Consider the following 15,733-nt stretch of genomic DNA (forward strand, 5'->3'; position numbering starts at 1 on the left):
GGAAATATTCCCGGTTTCACCTGGACGCTGTCTCAGGCGTCTCTCCCGGCTGATTTTTACAATGCCTGCCATTCGCAGGTATAAAAATCAGCTCAGGAGCAAACCATGCTGGCCTTCTTAAACCAGGTGCGCAAGCCGACCCTGGATCTGCCGCTCGACGTGCGGCGTAAAATGTGGTTCAAACCGTTCATGCAGTCCTACCTGGTGGTCTTTATTGGCTACCTGACCATGTACCTGATCCGCAAAAACTTTAACATCGCGCAGAACGACATGATCTCCACCTACGGGCTGAGCATGACGCAGCTGGGGATGATTGGCCTGGGCTTCTCCATCACCTACGGCGTGGGTAAAACGCTGGTTTCCTATTACGCTGACGGCAAAAACACCAAGCAGTTCCTGCCGTTTATGCTGATCCTCTCCGCCATCTGTATGCTCGGCTTTAGCGCCAGCATGGGCGCAGGTTCGGTTAGCCTGTTCCTGATGATCGCCTTCTACGCCCTGAGCGGTTTCTTCCAGAGTACCGGCGGGTCGTGCAGCTATTCCACCATCACCAAATGGACGCCGCGCCGCAAGCGTGGTTCGTATCTTGGCATGTGGAATATTTCCCACAACCTCGGCGGGGCGGGGGCGGCAGGTGTGGCGCTGTTCGGTGCCAACTATCTGTTCGACGGCCATGTGATCGGCATGTTTATCTTCCCGTCTATTATTGCCCTGATCGTCGGTTTTATCGGTCTGCGCTTCGGCAGCGATTCCCCGGAATCTTATGGCCTCGGCAAAGCTGAAGAGCTGTTTGGCGAGGAGATCAGCGAAGAGGATAAAGAGACCGAAGAAAACGAGATGACCAAATGGCAGATCTTTGTTGAGTACGTGCTGAAAAACAAAGTGATCTGGCTGCTCTGCTTTTCGAACATCTTCCTGTACGTGGTGCGTATCGGTATCGACCAGTGGTCAACCGTGTATGCCTTCCAGGAGCTGAAGCTCTCTAAAGAGGTCGCGATTCAGGGCTTTACCCTGTTCGAAGTGGGCGCGCTGGTCGGTACGCTGCTGTGGGGCTGGCTCTCGGATCTCGCCAACGGCCGTCGCGCGCTGGTGGCCTGCATCGCGCTGGCGCTGATTATCGCCACCTTGGGCGTTTACCAGCATGCCAGCAACCAGTATGTGTACCTGGCGTCACTGTTTGCGCTCGGCTTCCTGGTGTTTGGTCCACAGCTGCTGATCGGCGTGGCCGCCGTTGGTTTCGTACCTAAAAAAGCGATCGGCGCTGCCGATGGGATTAAGGGCACCTTCGCCTATCTGATTGGTGATAGCTTCGCCAAGCTCGGTCTGGGGATGATCGCCGACGGCACGCCAATTTTCGGCCTCACCGGCTGGGCTGGCACCTTCGCCGCGCTGGATGCGGCAGCGATCGGCTGTATCGTCCTGATGGCGATGGTCGCGGTGCTGGAAGAACGTAAAATTCGCCGCGAAAACCGCGCGCAGAAGCAGAAATTGAAAGCAGCCTGAGTGTGCAGGTGACTTCTTTGCCCGGCTGACCGCCGGGCTTTTTTATTAACTGAGTTAAGACCTACCCCAAAACAAAAATATCCCCTGTTGACGGGGTGACTGTGCCGGGCAACCACAAATTGCCCCATTTACCCGTACAGTGGCAGCCCATTATTTTGTCCGGTTTTAGGCCGTGTAGAAACTGCCTGACTGCCCAGAGCTTACGAGGTGATGCACTGCGAAGATGGAAACCACCGAAAATTGCATGGATGTGATTGATGCCAGTTATGCTCTGGCAGTGACGCACAATATCCATCAGACCCCGGTGACCGCAGCCGATAAAAATGATCAGTCCAAGGTCAGATTTATAAATCAGAGCCCCTTCATCTTTTACATAGTCCGCATTCGCTTTTTTTCTGCCGATAACACCGTATGCGTGCGGTTTGGCGACAGGAATCTCCCCTGACCACATAAAACGCTTTCCAATCTGAAGCGGGGTACTGCTGTATTCCATGCGATAGCGTGAATAATCATTATTCAGCGACAATTTTTTTAGTCTGGCGGTATACCCTAAAAAAGGTATTGCCGAGTAGCGCTCGCAGGCCACGTGGGGATGGCATACGATCCGGCAATTATCCGGTAACCACGGAACGCCGCCGCAATGGTCATAGTGCCCGTGAGAAAGTACCGCTGCGGTCAGGCGGGTCAAATCGATGCCCATTAGACCAGCGTTATACAGGAAGCTATCATCAGGACCGGTATCAAACAGAATGGAATCATTTTCATCCTGTATAAACAGGCTAAGTCCTGCTTTGGCCCGCAGTAAGTTTTTACCGCCGGGGTTAGCCCGATTCTCCAGCAGGACACTGATTGTTATGGACATGTTCGCTCTTTCCCTGAAGTGATTATTTGTTACCGCCAGGCATTGACCATACACTGTGGATATACAATCGTCCCAATAAAAACCAAAGTGGCTTTCCTGCCCTTTTTCCAGCGCTTTTCAGTTCACTATTATGGTTCTGCCCGCTTTTGACGCCGTGTGTTTCCCGCTATGATGAGCGGCTATTCTAAGGAGAACGCATGGTCTGGATAATGCTGGCAACGCTTGCTGTGGTGTTTGTGGTCGGATTTCGGATCCTGACCTCGGATTCCCGACGCGCCATCAAACGCTTAAGCGAACGTCTGGGGATCACCCCGATGCCCGTTGAGTCGATGATCGACCAGTTTGGCAAAACGCCGGGGAATGAGTTTATTCGTTATCTTGAGCGCCCGGACGAGGCGCACCTGCAAAACGCGGCACAAGTGTTGCTGATCTGGCAGGTCTGCATCGTCGATGGTAGCGAAGAGAACCTGCACACCTGGCACCGCATGCTGCGTAAAGCCCGCCTGGCTGCGCCAATCACCGATGCGCAAGTCCGACTCGCGCTCGGCTTTATGCGCGAGATCGAGCCCGATCTGCAGGAACTTAATGCCTTCCAGCTACGCTACAACCAACTTTTCTTGCCGGAAGAGGGCGTGTTTTACCTGCATTAAGCCATTTTGCCGCACAAGATATTCTGCGCGTTCAGAATTTCTTCTCTGTTTTCATTGAGGCGGGTTGCCGCGTAGATATCAATATTTAATCTCTTTGCTTCATCGTCCGTTAGCTCCCGGTAGCATAGCCCCTCCTGATTGAAGGTGCATTTTGACTGCGGTAGCAGCGCAAATCCTTTCCCTCTCGCTATTCGACTCAGCATCACGAGTGAATCGTCCGGCTCTTTTATTCGTTTCAGCGGTGTTTTCAGCGTGTCGAAGTAGTTTTCACATTTGTCGTAAAATGAAGGGTTTGCACTTCTGGAAAACCAGAAAATGGGTAAGTCACTGATATCTTCGAGGGAGACTTTTTCTTTCAGGCTGGCAGGGTGTAAAGAGGGCATGGCGATGAGTAACGGCTCCTGACAGACCCAACGGTACTGAACAATATCTTCATGGCCTGTCCCTTTTTCCCCGGTTAACACCAGATCCAGCATATTTTTTGACAAGCTTTGCAGCAGCTGGGCTGACGTCAGGTCCGGTGTTTCGACATCATCCCCGGCGTTCAGTTTTTGCAGCTGGCTATTCACCGGTTCAATATATTCAAAATTAAGCGTTCGCGTGAGTCCGATACGCAGGTTGGTTTCAGAAGAGAGTGAATCCGATTTTAGTTCACTGATTTCGCGTAGGATTTTCTCAGCTTGTACCACCAGTGCACGTCCCGCTTCAGTGAGGCTGACGTCGTGCGTACTCCGACTGAAAAGCTGGCGCTGCAAAACGGCTTCAAGACATTTTATCTGGCGAGTCAGGGGGGGTTGCGTCATCCGCAGACGTTCAGCAGCCTTGCGGAAGTTCAACTCATGTGCAACAGCGAGAAAGCATTGCAATTGTTTGATACTGGGAAGGTTATTGCTGATTAAATGTTCTGCTGTAGCCATAACGGTGATCCTGAAAAGCGAAAAGGTATTTTCGTCTATTTTCTCGTCTCAGATCTTACACGGTAATGCTTAAAATAAAAACCTAATTCAATAGTAATACAAAAACTATATTACAGATTTAATAATTCCATTTGGACGCTGAGTTGATAAATTCTCCCTGTAATTATTACTCTTTATTACAAGAGAAATGTGCCCTTTAAAATGTTTTAGTATTCGCATTATTTAAATAATTATTGAGGTAAGTAATATGGATTCAGAAAAACCTAGGCAAAAGATGACCATAAAGTCGTGGCTTGCTTTATTTATTCTGGCGATTTCAACGTTCACCATTGTCACCACTGAATTGGCACCTGTAGGGTTATTAACGCCTATCGCCGAAGGTCTTCATTCTTCAGAATCCGCGATTGGCATGACCGTTTCTCTTTATGCATGGGTCGGGGCATTAAGTGCACTGTTTGCCTCTGTGTTTTTGGGGAATGTGGCAAAGAAGCGTCTTTTACTGGTGCTCACCGTCGTTCTTATGATGTCCAATGTCCTGGCCGCTACGGTAGACACTTACAATGTACTGCTCAGTGCACGCGTATTGGGTGCACTTGCGCATGGGGCATTCTGGGCGATGATCGGCGTGACAGCGGTAGCCATCGTTCCTGCAAGATATATCGGGACGGCCACATCAATCGTGTTTGGCGGCGTATCTGCCGCAAGCGTGTTTGGTGTACCGATATCTAACTATATTGGCATTCATTTCGGCTGGAGACAGGCATTCTGGCTGATGGCGACGCTCAGCGTCGTGGCTTTTGTGGGGATTACTGTTCTTGTTCCACAGATCACCAGTAAGAGTGCAATTGGTCTTGATGCGCTGAAAAGCGTGCTGAAATCATCCACGCTATGGAAAATTTACTCTGCCACATTGCTTGCCGTTACCGCCCACTTTGCCGCATTTACCTACATTGAGCCCTGGTTACATACGCAGAGTTTACTCACCGCTGCTTTTATTCCGGCTGTGCTTTTTGTTTACGGCATCGCGGGTCTGGCCGGGAATTTCCTGACCGGGGTATTGATTGATAAATATCTTAAGATGACGGTGGCTTTATCCGTTCTCCTTATCTGTGCAGTGTTGATCACCCTGGGATTGTCAGGTTCTTCGCTCTCTGCCGCATGCATTTTGACTGCCATGGTTATCTGGGGTGTAGCGGTGTCAGGCATCTTTGTCGGCTTCCAGACATGGGTATTACGGATGGCGGAAGATAAAACGTTTCCTGCCTCGGCACTCTATGTTTCGTTTTTTAATATCGCCATTGGTATTGGTGCGTCAGTGGGTGCCTGGATGGTGTCATCATTCTCGGTCCCTCTTCTGTATATCGTAGCAGGTACAGCCATCGGCCTTTCCGTTCTGCTTGTTGCGATCGTTCCTGCAAGTCTTACTGCTAAACACTCTCACGTTGAGAAATCGTATGAGCCAAATTAATGGCAGCAGGCGGTACAGCGGAGAAATAAAAATATCATGAGTTCTTCAGATATAAAAAAACCGGGTAACCCGGTTTTTTATTTTTATGATAACGTATCAGGCATTCACCCCTTTCATACCCTCTGCAGAATAGCGATCGCCTTTTATGTCTATTTGTCGATGAAGAGTGTTCAACGAATCAATATCTGTATTCTCAAGCACAATGTCGGCAGCGCGCGCATTCTCGGTCAGATAATTGAGGTGCTTCGTGCCCGGAATGGGGACCAGCTTATCGTATTGCGCTAACAGCCATGCAAGCGCAATCTGACCTGCGGTACAGCCATATTTTGTCGCCAGCGGAGTAATGATATCGAGCAGCTGGCGATTATGATCGAGACTGGACTGAATAAAACGCTCGTTATTCTTGCGGAAATCACCCTCTGCAAAATCACTGTTGTTCAGGTATTTCCCGGTAAGGAAGCCTCTACCGAGAGGCGAGTAAGGAACCAGGCCGATATCCAACTCTTTCACGACCGGCAGAACGGTATCTTCAATATCACGCGTCCACAGGGAATATTCTGTTTGCAGCGCGGTGACAGGATGTACTTCATGGGCTCGTCGCAGCGTGGAAGCTGAAACTTCACAAAGACCAATATGGTTAATTTTACCTTCTTTAACGAGCGCACTCAGGCAATCCATGCTTTCTTCGATCGGTGTTTCGTTGCTCACTCTGTGAAGGTAAAAGAGATCGATGCGCTCAACGCCAAGGCGCTTAAGGGATTCGTTACAGCAACGGATGATATAGTCGGGTGTGTTATTAATGGAGCGGGCATAGGACTCGTCGGGAGAGCGATCGATACCGCACTTCGTGGCAATTTTAAACTGCTCGCGTGTGCTTTTATCCAGCCCGGCAAGAAAGTGACCGATCAGCCTTTCATTGTGACCGCGGCCATACAGATTTGCGGTATCAATGAACGTCACGTTCAGTTCAATGAGCTTATGCAACACCTCAAGTGATGCATAGTCATTCGCCTGCCCGTAAAATTCACTCAGCCCCATCGCACCAAAGCCAATAGAACTAACAGTAAGATTTTGAGATAAGTTACGAGTTTTCATAGTTTCTCCTTTTCAGACGCTATGATTGTTTCACCTCAAATGTGGATACTGAATTTTCATTTTCGTTATGCTGAAAAGGTATCAGTTCCCGCCGATCTGCCTCCCGGAAAATTAAAAACGACAAAAGTTGTCAAATCGTTAAATTCGTCACACTTTTGATGATAAACTGCGCGACTTTTCCGCACGTTTTTATCTTCAGGTGACGCCATGACAGAACATATCCAGCCCACGACCAGACCGCAGACCAAAGAGGTTTCACGCCCGAACTGGTCGGCGGTTTTCTCCGTGGCATTCTGCGTCGCCTGCCTGATTACCGTTGAGTTTTTACCGGTCAGCCTGCTGACGCCCATGGCGCAGGATCTGGGCATTTCCGAAGGTGTGGCGGGACAGTCTGTTACCGTAACTGCCTTTGTGGCGATGTTCGCCAGCCTGTTTATCACCCAGGTGATTGGTACCATTGACCGCCGCAAAGTGGTTATTCTGTTTAGCGTGCTGCTGACGCTCTCCTGCCTGCTGGTTTCTTTTGCCAATAACTTTACCCTGCTGTTGCTTGGACGCGCCTGTCTGGGTTTAGGCTTGGGCGGCTTCTGGGCAATGTCCGCCTCACTGACCATGCGGCTTGTACCTGCCCGCACGGTGCCAAAAGCGTTGTCCGTTATCTTCGGTGCGGTCTCTATCGCGCTGGTGATCGCCGCGCCGCTGGGCAGTTTCCTTGGTGGGATTATCGGCTGGCGAAACGTGTTTAATGCGGCGGCGGTAATGGGTTTTCTGTGCATTATCTGGGTGTGGAAAGCACTGCCGTCTCTGCCCGGTGAAGCCGCTCATCACAAACAGAACATGTTCAGCCTGCTGAAGCGCCCGGGTGTGCTGGCGGGGATGACTGCTATCTTTATGTCTTTCGCCGGGCAGTTTGCCTTCTTCACCTACATCCGCCCGTTGTTTATGACCATGGCGGGATTTGACGTGGATGGCCTGACGCTGGTGCTGTTGAGTTTCGGTATCGCCAGTTTTGTGGGCACCTCACTCTCGTCCCAGTTCCTGAAACGCTCCCTGAAAGTGGCGCTGGCGGGCGCACCGCTGGTGCTGGCTATCAGTGCCACGGTACTGGTGCTGTGGGGTAGCGATAAATGGGTGGCGTCGGCGATTGCCATTATCTGGGGCTTTGCCTTTGCGCTGGTGCCGGTGGGCTGGTCAACGTGGATCACCCGCTCACTGGCCGATCAGGCGGAAAAAGCCGGTTCCATTCAGGTGGCGGTGATCCAGCTGGCGAACACCTGCGGTGCTGCCATCGGCGGTGTTGCGCTCGACCATCTGGGGTTGACGTCACCGCTGGTGATTTCCGGTACGCTGATGCTGCTGACGGCGCTGCTGGTGGCGGGTAAGGTTAAAGCGAAGTAGTGGTTTTCTCCCTCTCCCCGTGGGAGAGGGAATCTGGCTACGCCGATGTCTGAACCCGTCTTCTCGAATCCATCGAAATCAGCACTACCGACGACACAATCAACAGCGTGCCCAGCCAGTCCGGCAGGGTGAACGCCACGCCCAGCAGGATAACCGACAATAGCGCGCTGCTCAGCGGCTCGGCGCAGCTCAGAATGCTCGCCTTTGGCCCGCCAATCATCTGCGCACCTTTCAGGTACAGGCTGAACGTCAGCGCCGTACCGATCACCACCAGGTAGAAGAACGCCAGCAGCAGGCTGCCATCAATGACAAACGTTGTCCCGCGCCCGGCGTAGAACGGGGTCAGCATTACCCCGGCAATCAACATACTCCAGCCAACAATCGGCAGCGTGCCGTAGCGGGCGATCAGCGTTGACGGGTAAGTGGTATAAAACGCGGCGGCAAAGGCGGAAGCGATCCCGAAGAACAGCGCCGCAGGCGAAATAGAGAGTGAGGTCGGGTCGCCATGCGTCACCAGCAGGAACGTGCCGACAAGCGACGTCATTATCGCGGATAAGACAAAAACACCAGGGCGCTTTTTCCGCGCCAGCGCAAACCACGCCACGATGATGGTCGGCGACAGGAATTGCAGCACGGTGGCGGTTGCTGCGTTGGATTTTTCAATCGTCAGCAGGAAAGTAAGCTGCACGGTGAGCGCGCCAACCAGCGAGAAAATCAGCAGGCTGATGGCATCTTTTCGATTTTTGATGACCGAGAAAATCTTGTCGCCGTGAACAAAGGAAAGCGTAAGCAGGATCACGCCGGTAAACAGCAGGCGAACCATGGTCAGATAAGGCGAAGAAATATGGCTTTTCTCCATGATGTACTGCGCGCAAACTCCTGAGCTTCCCCATAAAACGGCGGCGATCAGGACGTTCAGCATCCCTTTACGTGTGGAACCCATGTTCTCCCCTGTTATGTTGATTTTTTCCCAGCATAACACGGGTCGATTACCTGTGGCGTGCAGCCAGGAGCCCTAAACCAGACTCGTCATGGGAAACGTAGCTGTAGATTCAATTGGTCAACGCAACAGTTATGTGAAAACATGGGGTTGCGGAGGTTTTTTGAATGAGACGAACATTTACAGCAGAGGAAAAAGCCTCTGTTTTTGAACTATGGAAGAACGGAACAGGCTTCAGTGAAATAGCGAATATCCTGGGTTCAAAACCCGGAACGATCTTCACTATGTTAAGGGATACTGGCGGCATAAAACCCCATGAGCGTAAGCGGGCTGTAGCTCACCTGACACTGTCTGAGCGCGAGGAGATACGAGCTGGTTTGTCAGCCAAAATGAGCATTCGTGCGATAGCTACTGCGCTGAATCGCAGTCCTTCGACGATCTCACGTGAAGTTCAGCGTAATCGGGGCAGACGCTATTACAAAGCTGTTGATGCTAATAACCGAGCCAACAGAATGGCGAAAAGGCCAAAACCGTGCTTACTGGATCAAAATTTACCATTGCGAAAGCTTGTTCTGGAAAAGCTGGAGATGAAATGGTCTCCAGAGCAAATATCAGGATGGTTAAGGCGAACAAAACCACGTCAAAAAACGCTGCGAATATCACCTGAGACAATTTATAAAACGCTGTACTTTCGTAGCCGTGAAGCGCTACACCACCTGAATATACAGCATCTGCGACGGTCGCATAGCCTTCGCCATGGCAGGCGTCATACCCGCAAAGGCGAAAGAGGTACGATTAACATAGTGAACGGAACACCAATTCACGAACGTTCCCGAAATATCGATAACAGACGCTCTCTGGGGCATTGGGAGGGCGATTTAGTCTCAGGTACAAAAAACTCTCATATAGCCACACTTGTAGACCGAAAATCACGTTATACGATCATCCTTAGACTCAGGGGCAAAGATTCTGTCTCAGTAAATCAGGCTCTTACCGACAAATTCCTGAGTTTACCGTCAGAACTCAGAAAATCACTGACATGGGACAGAGGAATGGAACTGGCCAGACATCTAGAATTTACTGTCAGCACCGGCGTTAAAGTTTACTTCTGCGATCCTCAGAGTCCTTGGCAGCGGGGAACAAATGAGAACACAAATGGGCTAATTCGGCAGTACTTTCCTAAAAAGACATGTCTTGCCCAATATACTCAACATGAACTAGATCTGGTTGCTGCTCAGCTAAACAACAGACCGAGAAAGACACTGAAGTTCAAAACACCGAAAGAGATAATTGAAAGGGGTGTTGCATTGACAGATTGAATCTACAGCGGCGTACTTAATAATCTTCCATACAATCCACCTGACCAATCGCTGCCCAGTAGGCGTCCAGATTGTCGCGCTTCACGGCGGTAATGGCGTTTTTGATCAGGAGTTGATTGGCCTCGGATGACAAAATCATCTCCTGCCAGGCTTTATCGCTCTGCTTTTTCTGTGGCGTACAGGTTTTCTTAATATCTTTAAGGACCTGCTGCTTTATTTGTGCCTCTTTCGCCGGGTCGTCCTTTTCCTGTGCATGGACAAACGCGGCGAAGAGCAGACAAACCAGCAGGCAGACCAGGTGCGCAGCTTTCATCAAAACCCCCTTTAGAAGTCACATGCTTCCTATGAAATATATCGTTACATTCAGTGTAGCGGCTCCAGTCGAAAGTATGAATTTTCTCCAGGATGAGTGTGTGAGATAGTGAAACGGCACAGAAAAATAAGGAGAAAAATATGCACCTGAGCATTACTGATACAGTCACCACGCAAGAGAAAGAGGAGTTACTGACGGGGCTGAGAGCCTATAACGGGCAGTTTCTCGATCTATCGAATTTTAGCGGTGAAATTGGCGTTTACATGCGAGATGAAAATGGCGTGATGCTGGGCGGATTAATTGGCGTACGTAAAGGCGACTGGCTGAATATCGACTTTCTCTGGGTCAGCGATACCGTGCGGGGTTCCGGTGTGGGTAGCCAGATCATTAAATCGGCCGAAGAGGAAGCCAGACGCAACGGCTGTAAACATGCGCTCGTCGACACCGCCAGCTTCCAGGCGCGCCCGTTCTATGAAAAACAGGGGTACCAGCTACAGATGTCTTTGCAGGATTATCCTTATCCTGGCATGCAGCGACATTATCTGGCGAAAGCGCTTTAAATCCCGAATCTGTAGGCAGGATAAGCCCAGCAATCGACCGCATATAACTTATCCTTCTTATTGATTCTTTTTCGGTTTTTAGCTCATCGCCGCGTTGTCGATATAGTCATCAAAACGTTTATCAAAAGGAACTGTATCGTGAAACTCCGATTGGGTGTGCTTCTTCTGACTGGCCTGCTGCTGGCGGGCTGTGACCAAAGTGGCAATGATGTTAAGCACATTAAAGTGGGCGTCATCAATGGCGCCGAACAAGACGTGGCGGAAGTTGCCAAAAAGGTGGCGAAAGAGAAATATGGCCTGGATGTGGAGCTGGTGGGCTTCAGCGGATCGCTGCTGCCCAACGATGCCACCAACCACGGTGAACTGGATGCCAACGTCTTCCAGCATCGCCCATTCCTTGAAGAAGATAACAAGGCGCACGGCTACAAACTGGTCGCCGTGGCGAACACCTTTGTTTTCCCGATGGCCGGGTATTCCCGCAAGATCAAATCCGTGTCCGATCTGAAAGATGGCGCGACCATTGCTATTCCGAACGACCCGACTAACCTCGGCCGCGCGCTGTTGCTGCTGCAAAAAGAGAAGCTGATTACCCTCAAGCCAGACGTTGGCCTGCTGCCGACGGCGCTGGATATCACGGCAAATCCCAAAAACCTGAAAATTATGGAGCTGGAAGGGGCGCAGCTGCCGCGCGTGCTGGATGACCCGAAAGTTGATGTTGCCATCATCAGCACCACCTATCTCCAGCAAACCGGGCTGTCGCCGGTGCATGACGGCGTATTTATCGAAGACAAAGATTCACCGTACGTGAACATTGTGGTGACGCGTGAAGACAACAAAGACGCAGAAAACGTGAAGGAGTTTATTCAGTCGTATCAGTCACCTGAGGTGGCGAAAGCGGCGGAGACGATCTTTAACGGTGGGGCGGTACCAGGCTGGTAAGCATGCTGGCGGGGAAACCCGCCTTTTCCTATTGGCCCGATTCCATCGATCATTGCCCTTTAGCCCACATCGCAAAACTGCCCCTCTGGCTATTCTCCTTATCACACCAACCGGAGGATACCCTATGAACATCACCCAAATTCGCAATGCCACTCAGCTGATTACCTACGCCGGAAAACGTTTATTAATTGACCCAATGCTGGCACCAAAAGGCGCGTATCCCGGTTTTCCGGGCACGGCGCGTGCAGACATTCGCAACCCGATGGTCGACCTGCCCGTTGACGTAAAAACGCTGCTGGATGCCGATGCCGTGATTGTCACCCACACCCATGACGATCACTGGGATCAAACGGCCATTGAGCTGATCGCCAAAGACAAACCGGTCTACGTGCAAAACGACAGCGACGCCGCGTTGCTGCGCACCCAGGGGTTTACCCACCTGACGGTGATGACCGAAGAGACTCGCTTTGGCGATATCCGCATCACGAAGACCCACGGTGGCCAGCACGGTACCGATCGTGCTTATGCGGTGCCAGAGCTGGCAGAACGTCTGGGCGAAGCCTGCGGTGTGGTGTTGCGCCATCCTGATGAGAAGACGTTGTACATCGCAGGCGATACCATCTGGCGCGAAGAGGTGGCGACCGATCTGCAAAAACACCAGCCGGATGTGGTAGTACTGAATGCCGGTTACGCGCATGTGCTGGGTTTCGGGCCGATTATCATGGGCGAGCAGGACGTGCTGAACGTCCATTTCCTGCTGCCGCAGGCACAGATTGTGGCGGTCCATATGGAGGCGATCAACCACTGCCTGTTAACCCGCCACGCACTGCGTGAGTACGCCGAAGCCAACCAGTTCAGTGATGCGCTGAGCATTCCACAGGATGGCGAAAGCGTTATATTCTGAGTGTTTAACGGGGAAGGGAGAGACAGATGCCGCCAGTAAACGTCGCGATTGTTGCGGTGGACGGGTTTAGCCCGTTCCATTACTCCGTTCCCTGCATTCTGTTTGGTGATACGGTATCCGGTGAAAAGCGCTTTAACGTGACGATCTGCGCCGAAACGCCGGGTTTTCTCACCTCAAAAGACGGATTTGCCCTCAACGCCACGCAGGACTACACCGCTATTGGTCAGGCCGATATTGTTGTCGTTCCCTACTGGCAGCATGTCCTTGAACGCCCGCCTCAGGTGCTGCTCGACAGCCTGGCGCAGGCAAGAGACAACGGCGCGGAAATCGTCGGGCTTTGTCTGGGATCATTTGTGCTGGCCTATGCGGGCATTCTCGACGGCAAACGTGCGGCCACGCACTGGGAGTTTGAGCACCAGTTCCAGTTGCTTTTCCCGAACGTTCAGTTGGATATCAACGCCCTCTACGTGGATGACGACAACATCATCACTTCAGCGGGCACCGCCGCTGCGCTGGATTGTTGTTTGTACATTATCCGCCAGCGCTTTGGCAGCGTGGTCGCGAACCAGATTGCCCGGCGGATGATTGTGCCGCCGCACCGTGAAGGCGGACAGGCGCAGTTTATTGCCCAGCCGGTGCCAAAAGACACCCGCGATGCGCGGATTAACTGCCTGATCGATTATCTCCAGCAGCACATTACCGAGCCGCATAATCTGGACTCGCTGGCGGAGGTGGTTTCCATGAGCCGCCGCACCCTGACTCGCCATTTTATTAACGCTACGGGGATGAGCGTCGCCGACTGGCTAACTGCGGAACGGTTGCGACGCAGTCAGATATTACTGGAAGCCGGAAATATACCGATTGAACGCGTGGCAGAACAGGTGGGATTTGTGTCGGCGGTGACGTATCGCCAGCAGTTTAAAGCGCGTTTTGGGGTCAGCCCGGCGGAATGGCGAAAAACCTTCCGTCTTCACTGCTAGTGTATTAGGGCTTACTCAAGATTTAAGGGTTAGTTAAATCATTTCGTATTTATTCTTAATACCCTTCTCACTTTTCTGAAAGAAAGATTTATTTTAGGTTCCCTAACGTAAATTACATATACTCACTTTAGGAATACTCTTATATTACTAAAATAATAATTTCGAACATTTTTGTGGCATGGATGAATAGCTCCGGAATAAAAAATAGAATAATTTCATTAGTAAATTATGCTGCTGCTATCTTATTAGCTGTGTTTTTTTTAGCGAGCGCAAATGCTGCGCCGCTGTCGCCAGCCGATCGCGACTCCATTCAACAGCAACAGCAGCAGCTTTTATTACAAAACCAGCAACAGCGTGAAGAACTGGAGCGCAGTATTCCTCGCCCCGCGCCTGCCAGACCGCTACCTGTTACCGGATCCGGGCCCTGTTTCACCATTCATACCATTACCCTTTCCGGTGCGACCTTAATCTCCCCGAAAACCCGTCAGACCCTTGTCGCACCGTGGCAGGGGCGGTGTCTGGATATGGCGAAAATAACGGAACTTCTCGCCCATATTTCTGACTGGTATATCAGCCGGGGATATATCACCAGCCGGGCTTTTCTTACCGAGCAGGATCTCTCCGGCGGCCAGCTGAATATTGTTGTGCTGGAAGGCAGACTGGAAGCGATCCGTCTGGAAGGCGAAACGCCGCGTATGCTGAAAATGGCGTTTCCGGGACGGGTGGGGGGCATTCTTAATTTACGCGACATCGAACAGGGCATGGAGCAAATTAACCGTTTGCGCACCGAACCGGTTCAGATCGAAATTCTTCCGGGGACGCAGGCCGGATATTCCATCGTTAATCTCACGGCAAAACCGGAATTTACCTTAAGTGCATCCGTAAGCCTGGATAATAGCGGGCAGAAGAGTACCGGGGAAGATCAGCTGAGTGGCGTGCTCACCGCCAATAATATGCTGGGGCTGGCGGATAAATGGTTTGTCAGCGGCGGGCGCAGCAGTGATTTTGCCAGCGCGTACGATGCGCAGAATTTCCAGGCGGGCGTCAGCGTGCCGTTTGGTTACGGATTACTGGACTACAGCTACGCCTGGAGTAACTACCGGACCACCATCAGTAACCAGGGGTTCAACTGGCTCTCCACGGGCGATACCAAAACCCACCGCGTTAACGCGTCATGGGTGGTCTTCCGCAACGGGGATGTCAAAACCGGCATTGCGGCAGGCGTGGTTCAGCGCTCCAGCCGCAACTGGCTTAACGACGCGCCGCTTCAGAGCAGCACGCGTAACCTCTCCAGCCTGGTCCTGGGAATTACCCACACGCAAAAAATGCTGGGCGGTGTGGCGACCTTCAACCCGACCTGGAGCCACGGTATGCCGTGGTTCAATGCCGAAACCGACGAAGATAAGTCCGGGGATATGCCGCGCGCTGAATTCCGCAAATGGAGCCTGAACGCCAGCTTCCAGCGGCCGATTACCCGTAACGCCTGGTGGCTGACCAGCGCCTACGGCCAGTGGTCGCCCGACCGCCTTTACGGCTCCGAGCGCCTGACGCTCGGCGGTGAAAGCTCCGTGCGCGGTTTTAAAGAGCAGTACCTGTCCGGGGACAACGGCGGCTACTGGCGTAACGAGCTGGGGTATTCCCTCTTCACCCTCCCGGTGCTTGGTGCGGTGAGCGCAACGCTCGCCGTTGACGGCGGCTGGCTGGAAAAAGACCGTCAGGACCGCTTTGCCTCCGGCACGTTATGGGGTGGTTCGGTGGGGCTGAGCAGCGCAGGGCGCTGGTACAGCAGCCAGATTTCGGTCGGTACGCCGTTGCACTACCCCGACTGGCTCGGCCCGGATCATGTGAGCGTTAACTGGCGCATTGCCTTCATGCTTTAAGAGAC

15 protein-coding genes are annotated in these 15,733 nt (G+C 52.0%); 10 read left to right on the forward strand and 5 right to left on the reverse strand.

Annotated elements, in window-relative coordinates:
- Positions 1–105 precede the first annotated feature (105 nt).
- Positions 106–1,503, forward strand: a complete 1,398-nt coding sequence (gene uhpT, locus ACLHV9_RS00205) for a hexose-6-phosphate:phosphate antiporter (RefSeq protein ID WP_028017807.1) — start codon at positions 106–108, stop codon at positions 1,501–1,503.
- Positions 1,504–1,564: 61 nt separating this feature from the next.
- Here uhpT and ACLHV9_RS00210 read toward each other — a convergent pair whose 3' ends face one another.
- Positions 1,565–2,365 (reverse strand): MBL fold metallo-hydrolase, encoded by an 801-nt coding sequence (locus ACLHV9_RS00210; RefSeq protein ID WP_108089298.1) that lies wholly within the window; start codon positions 2,363–2,365, stop codon positions 1,565–1,567.
- A 197-nt stretch (positions 2,366–2,562) separates the two neighbouring features.
- On the opposite strand from ACLHV9_RS00210, the gene ACLHV9_RS00215 reads away from it, so the two are divergent.
- Positions 2,563–3,015 (forward strand): DUF1198 domain-containing protein, encoded by a 453-nt coding sequence (locus tag ACLHV9_RS00215; RefSeq protein ID WP_028017809.1) that lies wholly within the window; start codon positions 2,563–2,565, stop codon positions 3,013–3,015.
- Here ACLHV9_RS00215 and ACLHV9_RS00220 read toward each other — a convergent pair.
- A complete protein-coding gene (locus ACLHV9_RS00220) occupies positions 3,012–3,932 on the reverse strand; it encodes a LysR family transcriptional regulator (protein WP_108089299.1) in 921 nt (306 codons plus the stop codon). The genes ACLHV9_RS00215 and ACLHV9_RS00220 overlap by 4 nt on opposite strands.
- Before the next feature lie 247 nt (positions 3,933–4,179).
- Here ACLHV9_RS00220 and ACLHV9_RS00225 point away from each other — a divergent pair, with 247 nt between their 5' ends.
- On the forward strand, positions 4,180–5,400 hold the full coding sequence (locus ACLHV9_RS00225) for an MFS transporter (RefSeq protein WP_108089300.1): 1,221 nt from the start codon (positions 4,180–4,182) through the stop codon (positions 5,398–5,400).
- A 96-nt stretch (positions 5,401–5,496) separates the two neighbouring features.
- Here the strand turns inward: ACLHV9_RS00225 and ACLHV9_RS00230 are convergent, their stop codons facing one another.
- Positions 5,497–6,495, reverse strand: a complete 999-nt coding sequence (locus tag ACLHV9_RS00230; protein ID WP_108089301.1) for an aldo/keto reductase — start codon at positions 6,493–6,495, stop codon at positions 5,497–5,499.
- Between the two features lie 207 nt (positions 6,496–6,702).
- On the opposite strand from ACLHV9_RS00230, the gene nepI reads away from it, so the two are divergent.
- Positions 6,703–7,893: a purine ribonucleoside efflux pump NepI gene (gene nepI / locus ACLHV9_RS00235; protein ID WP_108089302.1), complete on the forward strand. Its 1,191-nt coding sequence runs from the start codon at positions 6,703–6,705 to the stop codon at positions 7,891–7,893.
- Positions 7,894–7,930: 37 nt separating this feature from the next.
- Here the strand turns inward: nepI and ACLHV9_RS00240 are convergent, their stop codons facing one another.
- Positions 7,931–8,836 carry a DMT family transporter gene (locus tag ACLHV9_RS00240; protein WP_108089303.1) on the reverse strand — a complete coding sequence of 302 codons (906 nt, stop codon included), beginning with the start codon at positions 8,834–8,836 and terminating at the stop codon, positions 7,931–7,933.
- Between the two features lie 164 nt (positions 8,837–9,000).
- Here ACLHV9_RS00240 and ACLHV9_RS00245 point away from each other — a divergent pair, with 164 nt between their 5' ends.
- Positions 9,001–10,152, forward strand: coding sequence for an IS30-like element IS30 family transposase (locus ACLHV9_RS00245; RefSeq protein ID WP_001254932.1), 1,152 nt, complete (start codon positions 9,001–9,003; stop codon positions 10,150–10,152).
- Positions 10,153–10,168: 16 nt separating this feature from the next.
- Here ACLHV9_RS00245 and ACLHV9_RS00250 read toward each other — a convergent pair whose 3' ends face one another.
- Positions 10,169–10,465, reverse strand: coding sequence for a YicS family protein (locus ACLHV9_RS00250; protein WP_028017815.1), 297 nt, complete (start codon positions 10,463–10,465; stop codon positions 10,169–10,171).
- A gap of 140 nt (positions 10,466–10,605) precedes the next feature.
- Here ACLHV9_RS00250 and ACLHV9_RS00255 point away from each other — a divergent pair, with 140 nt between their 5' ends.
- The 5 genes from ACLHV9_RS00255 to ACLHV9_RS00275 all read left to right on the forward strand — a co-directional run bounded on the left by ACLHV9_RS00255 (position 10,606) and on the right by ACLHV9_RS00275 (position 15,728).
- Entirely contained in the window at positions 10,606–11,025 is a 420-nt protein-coding gene (locus ACLHV9_RS00255; RefSeq protein WP_108089304.1) for a GNAT family N-acetyltransferase, read from the forward strand.
- A gap of 138 nt (positions 11,026–11,163) precedes the next feature.
- Positions 11,164–11,964, forward strand: coding sequence for a lipoprotein NlpA (nlpA, locus tag ACLHV9_RS00260; RefSeq protein WP_028017817.1), 801 nt, complete (start codon positions 11,164–11,166; stop codon positions 11,962–11,964).
- Positions 11,965–12,088: 124 nt separating this feature from the next.
- Positions 12,089–12,868: an MBL fold metallo-hydrolase gene (locus ACLHV9_RS00265; protein ID WP_028017818.1), complete on the forward strand. Its 780-nt coding sequence runs from the start codon at positions 12,089–12,091 to the stop codon at positions 12,866–12,868.
- A gap of 26 nt (positions 12,869–12,894) precedes the next feature.
- Positions 12,895–13,848, forward strand: a complete 954-nt coding sequence (locus tag ACLHV9_RS00270) for a GlxA family transcriptional regulator (protein WP_028017819.1) — start codon at positions 12,895–12,897, stop codon at positions 13,846–13,848.
- A 182-nt stretch (positions 13,849–14,030) separates the two neighbouring features.
- The gene (locus ACLHV9_RS00275; protein ID WP_407220031.1) at positions 14,031–15,728 is read left to right on the forward strand and encodes a ShlB/FhaC/HecB family hemolysin secretion/activation protein; all 1,698 of its coding nucleotides are present in this window, start codon (positions 14,031–14,033) and stop codon (positions 15,726–15,728) included.
- Positions 15,729–15,733 lie beyond the last annotated feature (5 nt).

The organism is Enterobacter sp. CPE_E890 (assembly GCF_046521475.1).
Classification (GTDB): domain Bacteria; phylum Pseudomonadota; class Gammaproteobacteria; order Enterobacterales; family Enterobacteriaceae; genus Enterobacter; species Enterobacter adelaidei.